Raw genomic sequence first — 18,591 nt, 5'->3', positions numbered from 1 at the left:
AACATCTCCCACTATTCATTAAGTTATAATTTAATATTACTATACTGTTAACTGCTTATCAACAATACTTTTTGCTATTAATAACTCTATGTTTTTTTAGTGTATAAAATATCATCTTCAATAATGAATATATAGGTACAACAGTAAATGCTCCTATAGGTCCAAATATATTGGCAGCTATAACAACTAAAAAGATATCAGTTATAGGATGTATCTTCATAGCCCTTCCCATAACCATTGGAACTACTATTCTTCCCTTAACAGTTTGAGATATTATAAATAAAATTGTTAACTTAAATACCATAATAGGTCCCTTAACTACTGCAAATATATAAGGTATTATCATAGATATAAAGAATCCGACAAAAGGTATAAAAGCCAATACAAAAGTAATGCTTGCTAATAGTATAGCACTAGGCATTCTAATTATCTTATATCCTATAAATATCATGGTTGCAAGTGATAATGCTACACAAAATTGTCCTAATATATAATCTCCTAATATCTCATCAGACTTATCTAATATCTCCTTAGTAACTGTAGAATATTTACTAGGAACAATACTATCTATATTGCTCCTTATCTTATTTTCATCTTTCAATGTGTATATAGCTATGAGAATTACTAATAAAATATCAGAAAAAACAAGTAACCCTTCATTAAATATTCCTTTAATGCTCATAAATATATCTTGAAACTTAGTTAAAATTAATCTAGAAATATTATTAATTATATTATGCATATATTCTTGTTCTATCACTCTGTCTATATATGTATCTAATTGAATCTTAACAACATAATCTTGTAACATCACAATCGAATCTTGACCTTGAATATATATATACCTTCCAAAAATAAATATTATTATAGATAATACACTAAAAAACATCATAAACACTAAAAAAATAGCTAATGTTGCTCTAAGCTTCTTATGAATTAGTTTCCTATACACAGGTTTCAATATATATGCTAAAAATATCCCAAATGCCATAGGAATTATTATTATCCTATTAATAGTATGTAGAAATGTTCTAAATATACCAATTAAGGATGCTAAATAAAACATCAATAATGTTAGATTAACAACAATAAGATAATTAATAAACTTCTTCATAAAAAACTAACTGCCTTTCTACATACTATAATGTATATAGTTTATCCATATATATTTTTTATTATTCAATTTTTATATTAATTTAAGCTTCCTATATCTATTATATGCTGCTATCACTTCGGATCTTCTAGGTGCTGCTAGATTACCACTTCCGCCTCTTACATCACTTATACTTAATAATCCTTCCTCTGATATTACCTCCATTATCTTATCTACTATTTCCATTAAAGTAAGCTTATTATTTACAATATTTCTTTCAGCATATTTCATTATTTCTCCTATAGACTTTATTTGCTCACTATCTACTATTTGTTCAACTGCTCTTAAATCTATATTTTCTTTATTAATAATAAGTCCATCTACTCCTGAAGTTTTAGTTTTTATTCCTTTTGGACCTTCTTCTATACTTCCCTTTTTTATTATTCTATTAAAGTCTATATCTATATTTATTTTTCTATCTTCTATTCTTTTTAAAATTTTACCTGTAGCTAATTCCTTTGCCTTTTCTGTAACATCAAATGGTTCATAAGAATCCATTTGAATTACTGTATCTGCAATATCAAAATAATCTCCAGAACTTCCTACTACTATAATAGTTGATATATCTTCTTCAATAAACATAGCTTTTACCAATTCTATAAATGGAGTTATTGGCTCTTTTTCTCTACTTACTAAAGATTGCATAACATCATCTCTTATCATAAAATTAGTCGCTGATGTATCTTCATCTATTAAGAATAATTTTGTTCCCGCTTCTATACCTTCAATTATATTTGCTGCTTGTGAAGTACTTCCACTTGCATTTTCACTGCTAAATTTCTTGGTATCCTTTTTGTTAGGTAAATTATCTATAAATAATGATATATCATCTTTATGAATAGCCCTTCCATCTTCTGCTCTTACCTTAAGTGCAGTATTATCTGTAATGACATATTCTCTTCCGTCACCTTCTATATGATTATATACTCCAAGTTCTAATGCTCTTAACATAGTAGATTTTCCATGATATCCACCACCAACTATTAAAGTAACACCTTTCTTTATTCCCATACCTTTTAGTTCTCCTCTATTAGGCAAATTAAATGTTACTTCTAAACTCTTTGGAGAATTGAATTTAATACCATCTTTTAATGGTTTATTAGATACACCACTTTCTCTAGGAAGTATTGATCCATTTCCTATAAATGCAACTAATCCCCTCTTTGATAATTCCTTTCTTATATATTCTTGATCTTCTACTAACTTTACTCTGTTTATTAATTTCTTTTGATTAATATTATTATAAAATAATGTTTTATCTACTATCTGAGGTAAAAATTGATATAAAATCTTCTCTAATTCTTTAGCTAATACACTCCTACCTCTTGCTGGAAAGCCTACTTCAAATCTTGCTTCAACTTTATCTTTTCCTATTCTTATAGAAGTTCTATCTATTATTTCTTGTGGACATCTACTTATTGCAATTAATCCACTCTTTCCAGAACCAAATACCCTAGAACTAAATTCATTTATATTCTTACTAAATAACCTTGTAAGAAAATCTTGAGTTGCTATTCTTGCATAATCCTCTATAAATAATTCTTCTGGGAACTTTGCTTTTTCTTGATTAACTACAATTCTTACTCTAGAAGGTGATGCAAAAGGATCCCCTTGAACATAATCAATAGCTAAAAAATATTCTCCAAAATCATATATTCCTTCTAATGACTTATATGCTTTATATCCCTTGCCATCTATATTTTTTAATTCTTTCAATAACACATCTTTATTTTTCATCTTCACTACCCTCTTTTATATTTTTGAAATAATTATCTATAAGCATTTCTCCTGCTTTTCTATACATATTGCTTATTGAAATAAATGAATACACAAGTAAAGATATTTCTTCAAAACTATCATCTTGTACACTAGATAATTTTTCTTCTATATCCTTTATAACAACTTCTGTATCTTGTTTATTATTATCTAAAAATTTATTATACAATCCTCTCAAATCATATTCTTCATCACTCTCATACTTTTCAACGATATCACCAAGAACATATTTTATATCATTTATAGATAGACTTCCTTTAAGTTCATATATCATACTCATTAAAATCAAATGTTCTTTTGAATATCTTTTATTTTTTACACTCATTAATAATTTTGCTTTTGCATAATTATTAATCATTGTTTTAGTTAATACCTTATCTTCTTCTGTCCTCTTAGTGTTGCCTAGCTTTCCTTCAAATAACTGTATTACTTGATCCATATATAACTCTAATTCTGGCATGTCATCTAATGTAATTCTTGCATTAAAATTATTGTTTATCTTTTCTAATATTTTATCCTTATCCATATTTCTACTCCTTCACATAGTTTTAAAAACTATATATCATATATATTTATAATTTTAATAGTAAATTAAAGATATTTCAAGCTAAACTCTAATAATCTAAGATAATTTCATTTTTTTGTTTCCATCACATATTGACTTGTGGATATTTTTATCTCATAATACAAGTATATTTTAGATATAGTTTTAAAAACTACGTTACGTATTTAAGGGAGGTCTTTTTTATGGAAAAGTATTTAAGAGAGCCTATTAATGGCTTAACTCATTTTATTGGAGCACTACTATCAGTATTAGGTTTAGTTGCATTAATTATAAAAACCTCAAACCTATATAGCGGTTCTTCATTAACTTATTTTTCAGTAATTGCTTTTGGTATAGGAATGATTTTATTGTATAGTGCTTCAGCTACTTATCATTCTATATTAGCTAATAATCGAGTAATTAAAATATTTAAGAAATTAGATCACTCTATGATTTTTGTATTAATTATGTGTTCTTATGCACCATTTTGCTTAATAGCACTTAATAATAGAACTGGTTATATATTATTTGCTGCTGTTGCTATATTCTGTACATTGGGTATTATCTTTAAACTATGTTGGATTAATTGTCCTAAGTGGTTAAGTAGTGCAATGTATATATTTATAGGTTGGTTTGCTATATTTGCTATATATCCATTATCAAAGGTTTTATCAACTGCTGGTCTAGTTTTATTACTTGCTGGAGGAGTTTTATATACTATAGGTGGAGTAATATATGCAATAAAACCAGATCGTATCAAATTAGGTGCTTGGGGTAATCATGAAATATTCCATATATTCATTATGTTAGGAACACTATGCCACTTCTTTGCAGTATACTCATGTATACTTTAAAGTTTAATATATAAAAAATTTATTAAAGGGAGAAAACAATGCTACTATATAAAAAATTTTGTGAAGAAACATATGATAATAATAATGTAATAAAAGATTTTAAATTAAAATATGAAGATAATTATAACTTTGGTTATGATGTTGTAGATAAATTAGCTCAAGAAGTACCAGATGAACGTGCTGTTGTCTGGTGCAATCCTGAGGGTGAGGAAAAAATATTTACATATAAAGAAATAAGCGAACTTAGTAATAAGGTAGTTAATGTGCTAAAACAAAATGGTATAAAAAAAGGAGATAAAGTTTTAGTTATTTTAAAAAGAAACTATGAATACTGGTATGTTGCACCAGCACTTCACAAGTTAGGTGCAATACTTATTCCTGCTACTAACCTCTTAACTGTAGATGACTTAGAATATAGAATTAATCTTGCTAATATAAATGCTGCTATATGTACACCTGAAGGTAGTACAATAGCCCATATGCTAGAAGCTCAAAAGCTATGTCCTAGTCTAAAAAAAATATTTGCAGTTAGAAAAAAAGTTAAAGGAACTGTAGATTTTACAAGAGAAGTAGAAGATGCATCTATACATCTTGATAGAATAGAAACTAGAGCCTGTGAACCCATGATAATGTACTTTACTTCTGGTACTACAGGCTATCCTAAAGCAGTAATGCATGATCATACATATACCTTATCACATATAATAACAGCTAAACATTGGCAAAATGTAATAGATGGAGGTTTACATTTTACAGTATCTGAAACAGGTTGGGGAAAAGCTTCTTGGGGAAAAATATACGGACAATGGTTATGTGGATCTGCAGTAATGGTATATGATTATAACACATTTGTTCCTGGTAGGTTATTAGAAGTTATAGAGAAATACAAAGTAACAACATTTTGTGCTCCTCCAACAGTATATAGATATTTTATAAAAAAAGGTATGGATAAATATGACCTTTCTGCACTAAGAACTATTGCAACCGCAGGTGAGGCACTAAACCCAGAAGTGTTTAACAAAGTATATGAACAATGCGGACATAAAATAATGGAAGCCTTTGGTCAAACAGAAACTGTTCTCTTACTAGGTAATTTTGTAAACACAACTCCAAAACCTGGAGCTATGGGAAAAGCATCACCATTATATGATGTAAGAATTCTTAAAAGTGATGGAACATTTGGTAAAGTAAATGAAGTTGGAGAAGTAGTTGTAGTTCCTCCAGAAAATGGTGAAAAACAACACGGAATATTCATAGGATATTGTGGCAATGAAGATCTATACAAAAATGTATGGCGCGGTGGAGTATATCACACAGGTGATACTGCTTATGTTGATGAAGATGGCTACTTCTGGTATGTGGGAAGAGTTGACGATATAATTAAAACTAGAGGTTATAGAGTTGGACCATTTGAAATAGAGAACAAACTTATAGAACATGAAGCTGTACTTGAATGTGCAATACTTGGTGTTCCTGATAAAAACAGAGGACAAGCAATAAAAGCTTGTGTCAAACTATCTGACGGATATACACCTAGTAAAGAGCTTGAAAATGAATTAAAAGATTTCGTTAATAATAGAATTGCTTCTTACAAGTGGATTCAAATAGTAGAATTCGTAGATGAAATGCCAAAAACTATAAGTGGAAAAATACGCCGAGTGGAACTAAAATCAAAAAATTAAAAACAAAGATAAAAAAAATCAAGTTAGCATTTAAAATGTTGTACTGTATTGACCTTCTTAAGTTTACAACATTTAGCTAACTTAATTTTTTCATCAAATCATATTTACCCTTTTTTTGTTGAAAGACAAATTTTTATTTTCTCATATTTTCTTTTTATCTTTTTTTATCTTTATAATACACACAGATAAAGTAATTATACTTATTACTGCTAATATAAGCATTATACAATACATATCTTTAGCCTCCATGTAACCCCCTTCACTATTCTATAATAACCATTGAATAATATTGGTTTATTTACATGAAAGGTAAAAAAAGCTTCACGTAATTCCATTTTTATGTGTTTCTTTATATTATTTTCTATCAACTTCAACAATTTTATATTTGTTATATTATCATTTTGTTTATTATGCTATAATAAATCAATGAATATTTAATAGAAATGAGGGAAACTAATTGATAACTGTATCGAATGTAAGTTTGAGATATGGCGGACGTAAATTATTTGAAGACGTAAATATAAAATTCACTCCTGGTAATTGTTATGGTGTTATAGGTGCTAACGGCGCAGGGAAAAGTACCTTTTTAAAAATTCTATCAGGTGAAGTAGAACCTAACACAGGTGAAGTAATTATTGCTCCTAACACTAGAATGTCAGTTTTAAAACAAGATCATTACAAATATGATGAATTTGAAGTTCTTGAAACTGTTATTATGGGTAACGAGAGACTTTACCAAATTATGAAGGAAAAAGATGCTCTATATTCAAAAGAAGATTTTTCTGATGAAGATGGTATTAAAGCTTCTGAATTAGAAGCAGAATTTGCGGACTTAAATGGATGGGAAGCTGAAGCAGAAGCTTCATCTCTATTACAAGGTTTAGGAATAGGTACTGAAGATCATTACAAAAAAGTATCAGATTTAACTGGTGCAGAAAAAATCAAAGTACTTTTAGCACAAGCGTTATTCGGAAATCCTGGAATATTAGTTCTAGATGAGCCTACAAACCACTTAGATTTAAAGGCAACTACATGGCTAGAAGATTTCCTTATTAACTTTGAAGGAACAGTAATAGTTGTATCCCATGATAGACATTTCTTAAATACTGTATGTACTCATATGGCTGATGTCGACTTTGGTAAGATTAAACTATATGTTGGTAACTATGACTTCTGGTATGAATCAAGTCAATTAGCTCTACAAATGGCTAAAGATCAAAATAAGAAAAAAGAAGAAAAAATTAAAGAACTTCAAGACTTTATTGCTAGATTTAGTGCTAATGCTTCAAAATCAAAGCAAGCTACTTCTAGAAAAAAATTATTAGATAAAATAACATTAGAAGACATACAACCATCTAGCAGAAGATATCCTTTTGTTGGATTTAAACCAGAAAGAGAAGTAGGAAATGATATATTAACAGTAAAAGATCTAAGCAAAACTATAGATGGAGTAAAAGTCTTAGATAACATTAACTTCTTAGTTAATAAAAATGATAAAATAGCTCTTATTGGTAATCCTATAGCAATAACTACATTATTCAAAATCCTTGCTGGAGAAATGGAACCAGATAGTGGAGAAGTAAAATGGGGTGTTACTATAACTAAGTCTTACTTCCCTAATGATAACTCTGAATATTTTGATGATTGTGACTTAAGCTTAGTTGATTGGTTAAGACAATTCTCAGAAGAAAAATCAGAAAGTTATATAAGAGGTTTCTTAGGTAGAATGTTATTCTCTGGTGAAGAAGCACTAAAACAAGCTAATGTACTTTCTGGAGGAGAAAAAGTTAGATGTATGTTATCTAGAATGATGCTATCTAACGCAAATGTATTAATGTTAGATCAACCTACAGACCACCTTGATCTAGAATCTATAACTGCTGTTAACAATGGTTTAAAAGATTATTCAAGCAATATATTATTTGCTTCACACGATCATGAATTTATTCAAACAATTGCTAATAGAATCATAGATATTAAGGATGATGGTTCATTTATTGATAGAACTATGTCATTTGACGAATACCTTGAATTAACTGATTCAAGCAAATAAAATTAAAGAAGGAGATATTACATTTCTTTAGTAATATCTCCCCTTTTGTATTAAACATATATTTTTAAGAAAGTACCGGCACATCATCCCTCAAACAATGTGCCGCTATTTTTCTTTAAAATATTATTTTATAGCATCCATACCTTCTTCACCTGTTCTTACCTTAACAGCATTTTCTAAATCATATACAAATATCTTACCATCTCCGATATTACCAGTATAAAGAACTTTTTTAGCAACTTCAATAACTTGTCCTACTGGAACTTCTGCTACAACAATTTCTATTTTAACCTTTGGAAGTAAGTGCATTTCTACTTCTACACCTCTATAGTATTCCATGTTACCTTTTTGCATTCCACATCCATGAACACTTGTAACTGTCATACCTGTAATTCCTATTGATTCCATTGCAGTTTTTAAGTTGTCAAATTTTTCTTGGTTAGTTAATATAACAACTTTTCTTAACTTACCATCTGGCTTATCATATCCTGCAGTAGTTGCATCTACTACTTTAATAGGTTTAACATTTGGTGTAGATATTGTTCCTTGTTCTAAAGTTGTTGCTTGTAATGGCATAAAGTCTGCATAACTACTTACTAAACCATGTTCAACTTTATCAAGACCAGCAATTTCTTCTTCTGCAGGTACACGTAGTCCAATTGTATGTTTAATAATATTAAATACAATTGTCATAGTAACAGCAACCCAAGCAATAACAACTACAACTCCTAAACATTGAACTCCAAAGAATTTAACACCATGTCCATATAATAAACCATCACTAGTTGATAATAAACCTGTTAATATAGTACCTACAGCTCCACAACATCCATGAACACCTATTGCACCAACAGGATCATCAATCTTAAGTTTCTTATCAATAAATTCTATTGCAAATACAACTACAAATGCTGCTACAAGACCTATTATGAATGCACCAATAGGTGACACCATATCACAACCTGCTGTTACTGCAACCAAACCAGCTAATGAACCATTCAATGTCATAGAAACATCTGGTTTCTTATAACGAATCCAAGTAATAATCATTGTAGCTGTTGTAGCTGTTGCTGCTGCTAAGTTAGTAGTAACAAATATATGTCCCATTAGATCAAGAGTATCATTACCTGTTGCTGATACTGTTGAACCTCCATTAAATCCAAACCAACAGAACCAAAGAATAAATACACCAAGTGCTCCTAATGTTAAACTATGTCCTAATATAGCTTTTGGTTTACCATCTTTATCATATTTTCCTATACGTGGTCCAAGAATATATGCTCCTATCAATGCTGCTACGCCACCAACCATATGAACTGCTGTTGATCCAGCGAAATCATGGAAGCCTAATTCTGATAACCAGCCACCGCCCCATATCCAGTGACCTGATATTGGATAAATAACTGCACTAATTATTAAACTATATACACAATATGCTGAAAATTTAGTTCTTTCTGCCATAGCACCAGAAACAATTGTTGCTGCTGTTGCACAGAAAACTGTTTGGAATATTATATATACAGGTGTTGGAATTGTTAATCCTAAGAAATCATAATTTCCTCTTATAAGAAAATCAATACTTCCTATAAATCCATTGCCTTGTCCAAACATTAATCCAAAACCTATAAGCCAGAATATTAAAGTACCTAATGCGAAATCCATTAAATTTTTCATTATGATGTTACCTGCATTCTTCGCCCTCGTAAATCCTGTTTCAACCATAGCAAATCCTGCTTGCATAAAGAATACTAATACAGCCCCAAGTAAAGTCCATATAGTATCAACTGATGAAAATTCCATAATAATTCCCCCTCTTTTAATATATATGTTTAATATAAAATAATAACAAAAAAGGTGCTTAGAAATATTTCTAATTGAAATATTTACTAAGCACCTTTGCTTGTATTTAATTATAGTTATTCTTCTCCTCAATGTCAATAAAGTTTTTTAAATATTCTTATGTGGTAATCAACTACACTTATAGCTACATACTTTCAACAATATCACATACATGTTCTATTATGTTATTTGCTAATGATTTTACTCCCTCTTCAACGTTATTAAAGGTATAGCTATTATCTGTTACATTAAACATAGATATATCATTAAAAGAATCTCCCACTACATATAAGTCCTCCTGAGACAATCCTTCTCTAGCTAAAACCCTAAGCAATCCTTCACCTTTAGAACACCCAATAGGCACTATATCTATAAAACATTGATTCCTAAATACCTCTACAGAAGAACCATATTTATTATATATATCATCCTTTATTTTCTGAGCATTAACTACATCATTATCAACATAAAATAAACACATTGTCTTGCATCTTCTTATGAAATCTTGCTTATCTTTAACTTCTATCTCTTGTATAAATCCTTCTAAAATCTCATTAAATTTCTCTTCACTCATCTCATTATTTTTAAGTACAAGTGTCTTCTTCGAATCATCTAAAAACATAATAACATTAGGGTGATTACAAAATTCATCTGCTATTCTAGAAACATATTCTTCATCAATCCATTCATCTAATATAACTTCTTGATCTCTATTAACTATAAACCCACCATTACATAACACTAAATAATCATAATCGATATTATATTTATCAATTAATCCTTCTACTCCATTATATGTTCTACCTGTGCAAATAACAAACTTATGACCTTTATTCTTTAATTGTTTTAATCCCTGTATATCTCTATCTAGAATCTTATTTCTATGTTGTACTAATGTACCATCTAAATCACTTGCCAAAATCTTCATATTTTTCATTCCTCATTTGTCCTAATAATTTATTATTGCCTTTAACTCAATATCAAAATTATATAGACTTTTAATATAATTTACAATAAAATATTAATTAAATTACTATTTTTAAGAGGGAATTTATAATGATAAAATTTTTTAATAGATTAACACATGAATATGAAGTAGAGAAGGTATATGGAGATAAATCAATCCATTGGGCATATGAATCTCCAATTGGAAAAGGCATAACAGAATTAATAGTTAAACGTAGAATTTTTTCTAAAATATTTGGAATGTACAATGATAGTAAACTTAGTAGAAATAAGATACCTAAGTTCATAAAAAACTATGATATAGACTTATCTATTGCAGAAAAATCATTAGAAGATTTCTCTTCATTTAATGATTTCTTCACTAGAAAACTACAACCTAATGCAAGACCTTATGATTCTAATAATGATATTCTAATATCTCCTGGTGATGGTCGTATATTAGCTTATGAAAATATTGATATAAATAGCTTAGTTCAAGTTAAATATTTAACTTATTCACTTTCAGAATTAATAGGTGATGAAACACTTGCTAATAAGTATAATGGAGGTACATGCTTAATTCTTCGATTATGTCCTACAGATTATCATAGATTTCATTTCATTGATAATGGAATCACTACTGACAGTAAGCCTATTAAAGGAGTATATTATTCAGTTAATCCTATTGCCCTTGATAAAATTCCAAAGCTATTTTGTCAAAATAAAAGAGAATACTCCATCTTAAAATCTGATAACTTTGGAGATATACTAACTATTGAAGTAGGTGCTACTGGTGTAGGCTCAATTATTCAAACATATAAACCTAACACACGCGTATCTAAAGGATCTGAAAAAGGTTATTTTAAATTCGGAGGTTCTACAACTATATTATTTCTAGAAAAGAATCACGCAATAATCGATAGGGATATAATAGAACAGACTAATTTAGGATTTGAATGTATTGTTAAAATGGGCGAGAAAATTGGTATTAAAATTAATGAAAATGATATGTGCCTATAATAAAAAGGGTTGTAGCTACTAGTAATAACATACTGATACTACACCCCTCTTTAATTACATACCCAAATTAAAAGTTTTTTTATTTCACAACCACTTTTAGCCTTAATTTTATTTTTTAATATCTTTATATCTTCAAGAAATTCTACATCATAGCAATAACAACCATCTTCAGTATGAATTCTTATGCTATAAGAATATCTTGTTCCAGTTAATACAACGTTAAATAGTATATACATATGATGGCTAATATTATTGCATTTACTAATATGTATATAATAAAATTTGAAGTATCTCCAAATAATATTTTCTTATTTTTAACTACAAAAACAAAATTCAATATAACTATAGCTATGCTAAATACAGATGTAATCATGTTTATTATATTTTTTCTAGTTTTCATTAATTTTTTTATTTCTTCCATTTATCTGCTCATCATATATATACTACCACCCTGTTATATAGTCTTCTAAAGAATCATCTAAAATTTCTTCTACATTGCCTTCATTTCCAAATAAAGCATCATATATATTGCCACCATTGCCACTTAATTCTGTTGCTATTGCATTATCTTTTACAATATCAATATATTGATTATAATAATTACTTGAAGTATTATATTTAAAACTAAAAAGGTAAGATATGAATTTTTAAACAATTCACATCTTACCTTTTTTATTTAATCTTACATAAAGTATCTTAACATTTTGATTTGCAATTAGCAAAAGTATAATGACTTGATGATACACTTACATCCTTAGATTTATTCTTTTTAACTTTCCATTTTAAAACCACTCTCATAACACTTCTCCTTAATCGGCATTTCTCATTTTTTCACAACTTGAAAAACATCCAAATGCAATTACTTTTTTCTTCATCTGTTTATTTACTTTCCATTTAATTTTCATAATAACCCCTCCATAGCAAATATATTTTATAGACATTATAGCATACATTTAACTCAAAATCAAAATACTGTTTGGAAACTTATCATATACAACACCAAATCCATGATCAATAAAAATTTGTTTATTAAACGGAAATTGATAAATAACACAAATTTTTCTTGGATTTAATTTATAACTTAATTTGATTTGTTTTGCAATATATTCCATTATATTCTTACTAAACGGATTATTTAAGAAAAAATAATTATATTTATCAAAATCCGAAAAAGTTCTTGCATCACACAGTAAAACCTTAATTCTTTCATCTGAAATAAGATTAAGATTATCTTGAGCAATTTTAATTAATTCATCAGAATAGTCAATTCCTACAATTTTAGAAAATTTAAATTTTGATGCATAATATAAAAATAATCCCTTACCACAGCCAATATCTAAAACAGCATCTGTATCTTTTATATCTAATTTCTTCAATATTCTTTTTATAGGATAACATCCTTCATAGCCTTTACACTCAGTATTATCTTTATTTTCTATTCTTCCCAAATAGTCTAGTCCTTTTATATCCTTAAGAATTTTAAGATATTTTGTTTTTAAAAAATATTGATAATACATCCAAAAATCTATCAATTTATTCATATCACTTTACCTTTATAAAAAAATTAAACTTTAATTATAATAAATTTAATATAACTTCTAAATCTATATTTTTATCTTTAGAAATTCCATTAAGCAATTTATTAAAATCTTCTGTCTTATCATTTTGCATTTCTATAATCCTTTCCTCTATTGAATTTGCTACTACAAGCTTATAAACAGTAACAGAATTTTCTTGTCCAATTCTATATGCTCTATCAATAGCTTGTTCCTCTACGAAAGGATTCCACCATGGATCAACTATAACTACATCTTGTGCTGAAACTAAATTAAGACCAACACCACCTGCTTTAATACTTATCAAGAAAATTCCATTTTGAGATTTTTCAAATTTTTCTACAATTTTATTTCTATTCTTACTTTTACCATCTAAATAATAAATAAATCCATTATAACTATGTTCCAATTCATCTTTAATGATATTAAGCATTGAGGTATAATTGCTGAAAACTAAAATTTTATGTCCAGAATTATATAAATTACTAATTAAATTTTTAAGAACATCCATTTTGCAAGACTGATATATATTATCAACATTTATTTTGTTATCTAACAATAATGGATGACAACAACATTGTCTCAATAAAGTTAATCCTTTTAATACTATAGATCCAGAAAAAATCTTCATACTCATAATAGTATTTTTTAATGCTAAACTAATACTTGAATATAATTTTCTCTGTTCTTGTTCCATATCACAATATATAATCTCAACAGTTTTATTAGGAATTTCTTTTAATACTTCTTTCTTCATACGTCTAAGTATAAAAAAATCTAAAAGATCTTTTAATTCAGAATAATTTCTTTTATTATACCTTTTTATAAATGATGAATGATCCATAAAAATTTTAGGATTTAACACATTCATTATATTCCATAATTCAGAAATATTGTTTTCCATTGGTGTTCCTGATAAGCCTATTTTCATTGGTACATTTAACTGTTTCAATGAATTACTTATTTCACCTTTATAATTTTTTATTATTTGAATTTCATCAAATATTAGAATTGAAAATTTTTCTTTATTTAATACCTCTTTATCTAGAAAAGCAATATTATAGGTTGTAATAACTATATTATAATTATCAAATATAAATTCATTTCTATTATTTCCATAATAAATCCCAACCTTATATGTTGATTTAAATTTATCAAACTCCTTCTCCCAATTTAATAACAATGATTTTGGAACTATAATTAATACTTTATATATACTATTTTTAACTTGATTATCTTCTAGAAAAGATATAACCTGAAATGTTTTTCCTAGCCCCATATCATCAGCTAAACATCCTCCTAAGTGATTCAAGAAAAGAAATTTAAGCCATTTTATTCCTTCTAACTGATAATTAAAAGCCTTATTGGTAATATTGGATGGTAATTCTAAACTAACATCAGAATATTTAAAAAAATCTTTTATATGTTTATTACTTTCATGAATTATTTGTAAAATATTTAATATATGTGATTCATTAATTTTTATTTTGCCAGAATCAATTATCAAATGCTCCTTTGCATTTATAATTGATTCTGGTAAAATAATAGTTTTATCGCCTTCTCTGATTTCATTCTTATCTGAAAATAATTTAATTTTAGAAGCCAAATCCATTATTTGTCCATTTATTTCACAATTTAAATCTAATTCAAACCATCCTGGCTCAATTTTTCTAACACTAATTTCAGGAGTTATTATATTTTCATCTCTTTGAACAATAATATTAAATTCTGAAAGTTTATCAATTATTTTTTTTATATTCTCATGTCCAGAATAACTAAATTTATTTTTTAAAAGTTTAACAAAATGTTCGGAAATTAATTTTGAAACAATACTTTTTTCATATTGATAATTTCTCAAATATATACTTTTACCACATTTAATAGATATTTTTTTATCTGATAAAGCAATTTTATTTCCATAATAATCAAAAATAAGATAATATGCTTTTTCATTATCATAATACATTAATTTTACTATTGGAATTACTTCATTTATACTATTTTTATACTCATTATTGTACTGTAACACTAAAATATTATTAGAATAATATAAAATATTCAATGAATTCAATACATATTTGTATTTCTCTCTTCTATTCTCACAATTAAATTTAATTTCATCTACACGAAAAAGTTTTTTATCTGTATTATCAATAAAAACTATTTCATACTCTTTTAACATAGAAAAAAATTTTTTTATATAGTCTAATTTTATATAAAATGAATTCAAAGATAATTGTTTGCAGTATTTTTCAAATATTTCTTTTATTTTATTAACATCACAATTATCTATAGGAATATAATTAAAAATATCTGCCTCATATATGCTATTGCCCACATATCTTCCATATTTATTTATTTTCAAATCTTTACTATAGTATACTTTTAATACTACAAATCCATTTTTTCTTGATTGAGGCCCATCGATAACAATCATTAATTTATACATAATTAGCTAAAAAACCTTTCATTAGTATCAATCATCAATTTATATATTTTTTCTTTTTCTGCACATTTTCTTGGCTTTATCATATCAAAATCCACATTATTAAAATCTGTTAAAGAAGTGAACTGTGGAAAAAATTCAGCTCTACAACCACCACCGCAAATATACCTTAATTCACAAGAACCACAAGGCTTAAAATTTTCAATTTTAGCAGCCTTTTCAGCTTTCTTCATCATTATATATATATCATTAAATGGTATATTACGTATATTACCTATTTTGTTTACATCTGATATTCTATCACAAAAATAATAGTCACCATTTGCCATAACATTCAGCCCACCAAAACCACAACTATCTCGAATATTTCCTATTACATTATTAACAAAAGAATCTTCAGTAAAATCTCCATAAATAGATTTAACAACATAATTTATTATATTGAAATATTCTTCCTTATTTCTTTCTATTTCATCTTTTTTTAATAGCCTTCCTGGCATAAAGAAAAAAGAATAATTAATCTCTATTGCATTTTCTTGATATTTAGAAATTAGTTTTCTTGAAAAGTTAATATATTTATCTTTATCTCTTTTTATTAAATCATATGGTGGAGTAACTGCAACTTTAACGTATATATCATTTTTTATTAATAAATCAATCGTATTTAAAGCCTTGTCAAAATATCCTTGACCTCTTATGCTTGAATTACTAACTTCATCATATCCATCAAGGCTAATTTGAACACCTTCAATATTTAAACTTGCTACCTTTTCTACCATTTCCTCGCTCCATAAGGTACCATTACTAAAAATAGAAACTTTCATTTCTAATTTATTAATATACTCTAAGATTTCCATAAAATCTTTTCTAATTGCAGGTTCACCACCTGTAATAGAAATATTTGTACCACCAAAGTTATGGAAATCATAAATCAACTTTTTTATTTCCTGTGTTGATAATTCATTTTCATAACCCTTTCCAGATTTCATATAACAATGTGGACACCTCATATTGCACATATTGGTTAAATGTATATGCATTTTTTTATTTTCGAATATAGATTTTACTTCTTTACTTTCTATATTTTTTGCTTCAATTTGAGTTAATACATTTATTATCTCCTCTTCGTATTGATTATATATTTCAAAAATTTCTTTTATTGACTTTTTACAATATAACATATCAAGAATTCCCATTTGCCTATTATTATCTAATATTATCCACTTTGCTAATTTTACAAAAATCACTATATATTTTTTGCTATATTCAATGACCTCAAATTCAGGCAAATCATATATCTTATCTAAAGAAACTTCTAATTCTTTTTCATATTCCATATTTATTGTTTTCCTCTCATATTAAATTATTTTTATATATTACAAAATTAAATATTTATTATAAATATTTTATCAAACCAATTTAGTAATATCAAATATTTTACATTATATACACTTAAAAACTAGTAAAAAAAGGTGTTTATTGTTGATTCGGAAAAGAATAATCCAATTATTACCGTAATGAAAATTACTGTTCTTACACACTAAGAATTATTTAAAATGAATTTAGATGAAATCTATACACTATAGTAAAATCAAGTATTTATTTAATATATAGAAATTAGTTCAATTTGTTATTTTACACATTCCTACAAACCTCTTAAGGAAAATAAGAATTAATCGAAAATTAATTAAGAATTTAAGAAATATGTTTAAGTCTAATTTTATAATTAGATTGAACTAAAAAATCCATAGTGGATTATTTGTGTTAAGGTTTAGGTATCACAAAAAAACAGAGTATAGCCACTATGAATCAACAAATGATATGTATTATATAAAATATGAAGTTTAAGAAGGTGGTATATTATGTTAAATATAATAAAAGTGCTTAATAAAGAAAAAGCTGGTGAAAGTGTTACTGAATTTTATGATAATAGCACTGGTGAATTAATAGGCATAAATCAAATTAAATGGAATAAATGGTTAATATACGCAGAAGATGATCATTTAATTTTAGTTTCTAGTAGTAAAGTTAGAACTAGAGATTACTATAAGTTTCCTAGAGTTAATGGTAATATTTATTTAAGAAATACCTCTAAACAAGCTTATGCTTATTTTAGGAAAAAGGAATATGAAGAGTTCTTGAAAAAATGGAACTTAGATGGATTAAAACCTTTATGCAAATTAAATTCTAATCAGAATCCTATACGTTTAATTGATAATGAAGAGATATATTTAGTTAAAAAAAAACATGAATATTATACAACTAAATATATTTATACTGACGTGGATTTAAGTTATTTAGATTTAGCATTTGAAAATAATAATATTAAATTTGAATAATAGTATAGAATAACTATATTATTGTATAAAAAATTAATCATAAATATAATTGAGGAAAAAATAGAAAAAAACGACCATATAAAAAAGCTTAAAGCCTAGTTATATAGCCATTCTTCAAAATAAGTGGCAGAGCGTATAGGAATCGAACCCATAATGTACCGTCCGTAGCGGTATGTTATATCCGTTTAACTAACGCTCCTTAAATTAAATAACAAAACTATATTATCACAACCCTTTTAATTAAGCAAGTTATTTAATTATAAATCAGCGGTAAAGATTAAATTTATTTATATTGAATAAATTTCTCATAATCTCGCCTTTAAATTGTCTGAAAATTTTGAAAATTTATCTTTGCTTGTTTTTTAAAAAACGATAAACTAGAGC

The 18,591-nt window shown here is 26.8% G+C and carries 14 protein-coding genes and 1 tRNA gene; 5 read left to right on the top strand and 10 right to left on the bottom strand.

The window, feature by feature from the left end:
- Positions 1-58: 58 nt before the first annotated feature.
- From KQI77_RS01040 to KQI77_RS01030, 3 genes are all read right to left on the bottom strand, one after another.
- Positions 59-1,114, bottom strand: a complete 1,056-nt coding sequence (locus KQI77_RS01040) for an AI-2E family transporter (RefSeq protein WP_216387486.1) — start codon at positions 1,112-1,114, stop codon at positions 59-61.
- A 72-nt stretch (positions 1,115-1,186) separates the two neighbouring features.
- Positions 1,187-2,890: an ABC-ATPase domain-containing protein gene (locus KQI77_RS01035; RefSeq protein ID WP_216387485.1), complete on the bottom strand. Its 1,704-nt coding sequence runs from the start codon at positions 2,888-2,890 to the stop codon at positions 1,187-1,189.
- Complete coding sequence (locus tag KQI77_RS01030; RefSeq protein ID WP_216387484.1) at positions 2,880-3,455, bottom strand: DUF1836 domain-containing protein; 576 nt, start codon at positions 3,453-3,455, stop codon at positions 2,880-2,882. The genes KQI77_RS01035 and KQI77_RS01030 overlap by 11 nt, the downstream gene beginning before the upstream one ends.
- A gap of 221 nt (positions 3,456-3,676) precedes the next feature.
- Between KQI77_RS01030 and KQI77_RS01025 the strand changes: the two genes are divergently transcribed.
- From KQI77_RS01025 to KQI77_RS01015, 3 genes are all read left to right on the top strand, one after another.
- Complete coding sequence (locus KQI77_RS01025; protein WP_216387483.1) at positions 3,677-4,327, top strand: hemolysin III family protein; 651 nt, start codon at positions 3,677-3,679, stop codon at positions 4,325-4,327.
- A gap of 38 nt (positions 4,328-4,365) precedes the next feature.
- Positions 4,366-6,009 (top strand): AMP-binding protein, encoded by a 1,644-nt coding sequence (locus KQI77_RS01020; RefSeq protein WP_216387482.1) that lies wholly within the window; start codon positions 4,366-4,368, stop codon positions 6,007-6,009.
- Positions 6,010-6,466: 457 nt separating this feature from the next.
- Positions 6,467-8,062, top strand: a complete 1,596-nt coding sequence (locus KQI77_RS01015) for an ABC-F family ATP-binding cassette domain-containing protein (RefSeq protein WP_216387481.1) — start codon at positions 6,467-6,469, stop codon at positions 8,060-8,062.
- A gap of 123 nt (positions 8,063-8,185) precedes the next feature.
- Here the strand turns inward: KQI77_RS01015 and KQI77_RS01010 are convergent, their stop codons facing one another.
- Entirely contained in the window at positions 8,186-9,862 is a 1,677-nt protein-coding gene (locus tag KQI77_RS01010) for an ammonium transporter (protein WP_216387480.1), read from the bottom strand.
- 184 nt (positions 9,863-10,046) lie between these two features.
- On the bottom strand, positions 10,047-10,829 hold the full coding sequence (locus KQI77_RS01005) for a Cof-type HAD-IIB family hydrolase (protein ID WP_216387479.1): 783 nt from the start codon (positions 10,827-10,829) through the stop codon (positions 10,047-10,049).
- Between the two features lie 128 nt (positions 10,830-10,957).
- On the opposite strand from KQI77_RS01005, the gene KQI77_RS01000 reads away from it, so the two are divergent.
- Positions 10,958-11,866 carry a phosphatidylserine decarboxylase gene (locus tag KQI77_RS01000; protein WP_216387478.1) on the top strand — a complete coding sequence of 303 codons (909 nt, stop codon included), beginning with the start codon at positions 10,958-10,960 and terminating at the stop codon, positions 11,864-11,866.
- Between the two features lie 50 nt (positions 11,867-11,916).
- Here KQI77_RS01000 and KQI77_RS00995 read toward each other — a convergent pair whose 3' ends face one another.
- The 4 genes from KQI77_RS00995 to KQI77_RS00980 form a co-directional block, all read right to left on the bottom strand.
- Positions 11,917-12,102, bottom strand: a complete 186-nt coding sequence (locus KQI77_RS00995) for a hypothetical protein (RefSeq protein WP_216387477.1) — start codon at positions 12,100-12,102, stop codon at positions 11,917-11,919.
- A 717-nt stretch (positions 12,103-12,819) separates the two neighbouring features.
- A complete protein-coding gene (locus tag KQI77_RS00990) occupies positions 12,820-13,407 on the bottom strand; it encodes a cyclopropane-fatty-acyl-phospholipid synthase family protein (protein ID WP_216387476.1) in 588 nt (195 codons plus the stop codon).
- Between the two features lie 34 nt (positions 13,408-13,441).
- Positions 13,442-15,871, bottom strand: coding sequence for a DEAD/DEAH box helicase (locus tag KQI77_RS00985; protein ID WP_216387475.1), 2,430 nt, complete (start codon positions 15,869-15,871; stop codon positions 13,442-13,444).
- Between the two features lie 2 nt (positions 15,872-15,873).
- Entirely contained in the window at positions 15,874-17,205 is a 1,332-nt protein-coding gene (locus tag KQI77_RS00980; protein WP_216387474.1) for a radical SAM protein, read from the bottom strand.
- A 525-nt stretch (positions 17,206-17,730) separates the two neighbouring features.
- Between KQI77_RS00980 and KQI77_RS00975 the strand changes: the two genes are divergently transcribed.
- On the top strand, positions 17,731-18,207 hold the full coding sequence (locus KQI77_RS00975) for a hypothetical protein (protein ID WP_216387473.1): 477 nt from the start codon (positions 17,731-17,733) through the stop codon (positions 18,205-18,207).
- Positions 18,208-18,331: 124 nt separating this feature from the next.
- Here KQI77_RS00975 and KQI77_RS00970 read toward each other — a convergent pair.
- Positions 18,332-18,406: transfer RNA gene (locus KQI77_RS00970), tRNA-Arg, on the bottom strand.
- Positions 18,407-18,591: the final 185 nt, after the last annotated feature.

This window comes from Clostridium sp. MSJ-8 (genome assembly GCF_018918325.1).
Classification (GTDB): Bacteria; Bacillota; Clostridia; order Clostridiales; family Clostridiaceae; genus Clostridium.
Note: the sequence above shows the minus strand (reverse complement) of the source record. Positions and strands in the feature narration are given on the sequence as shown.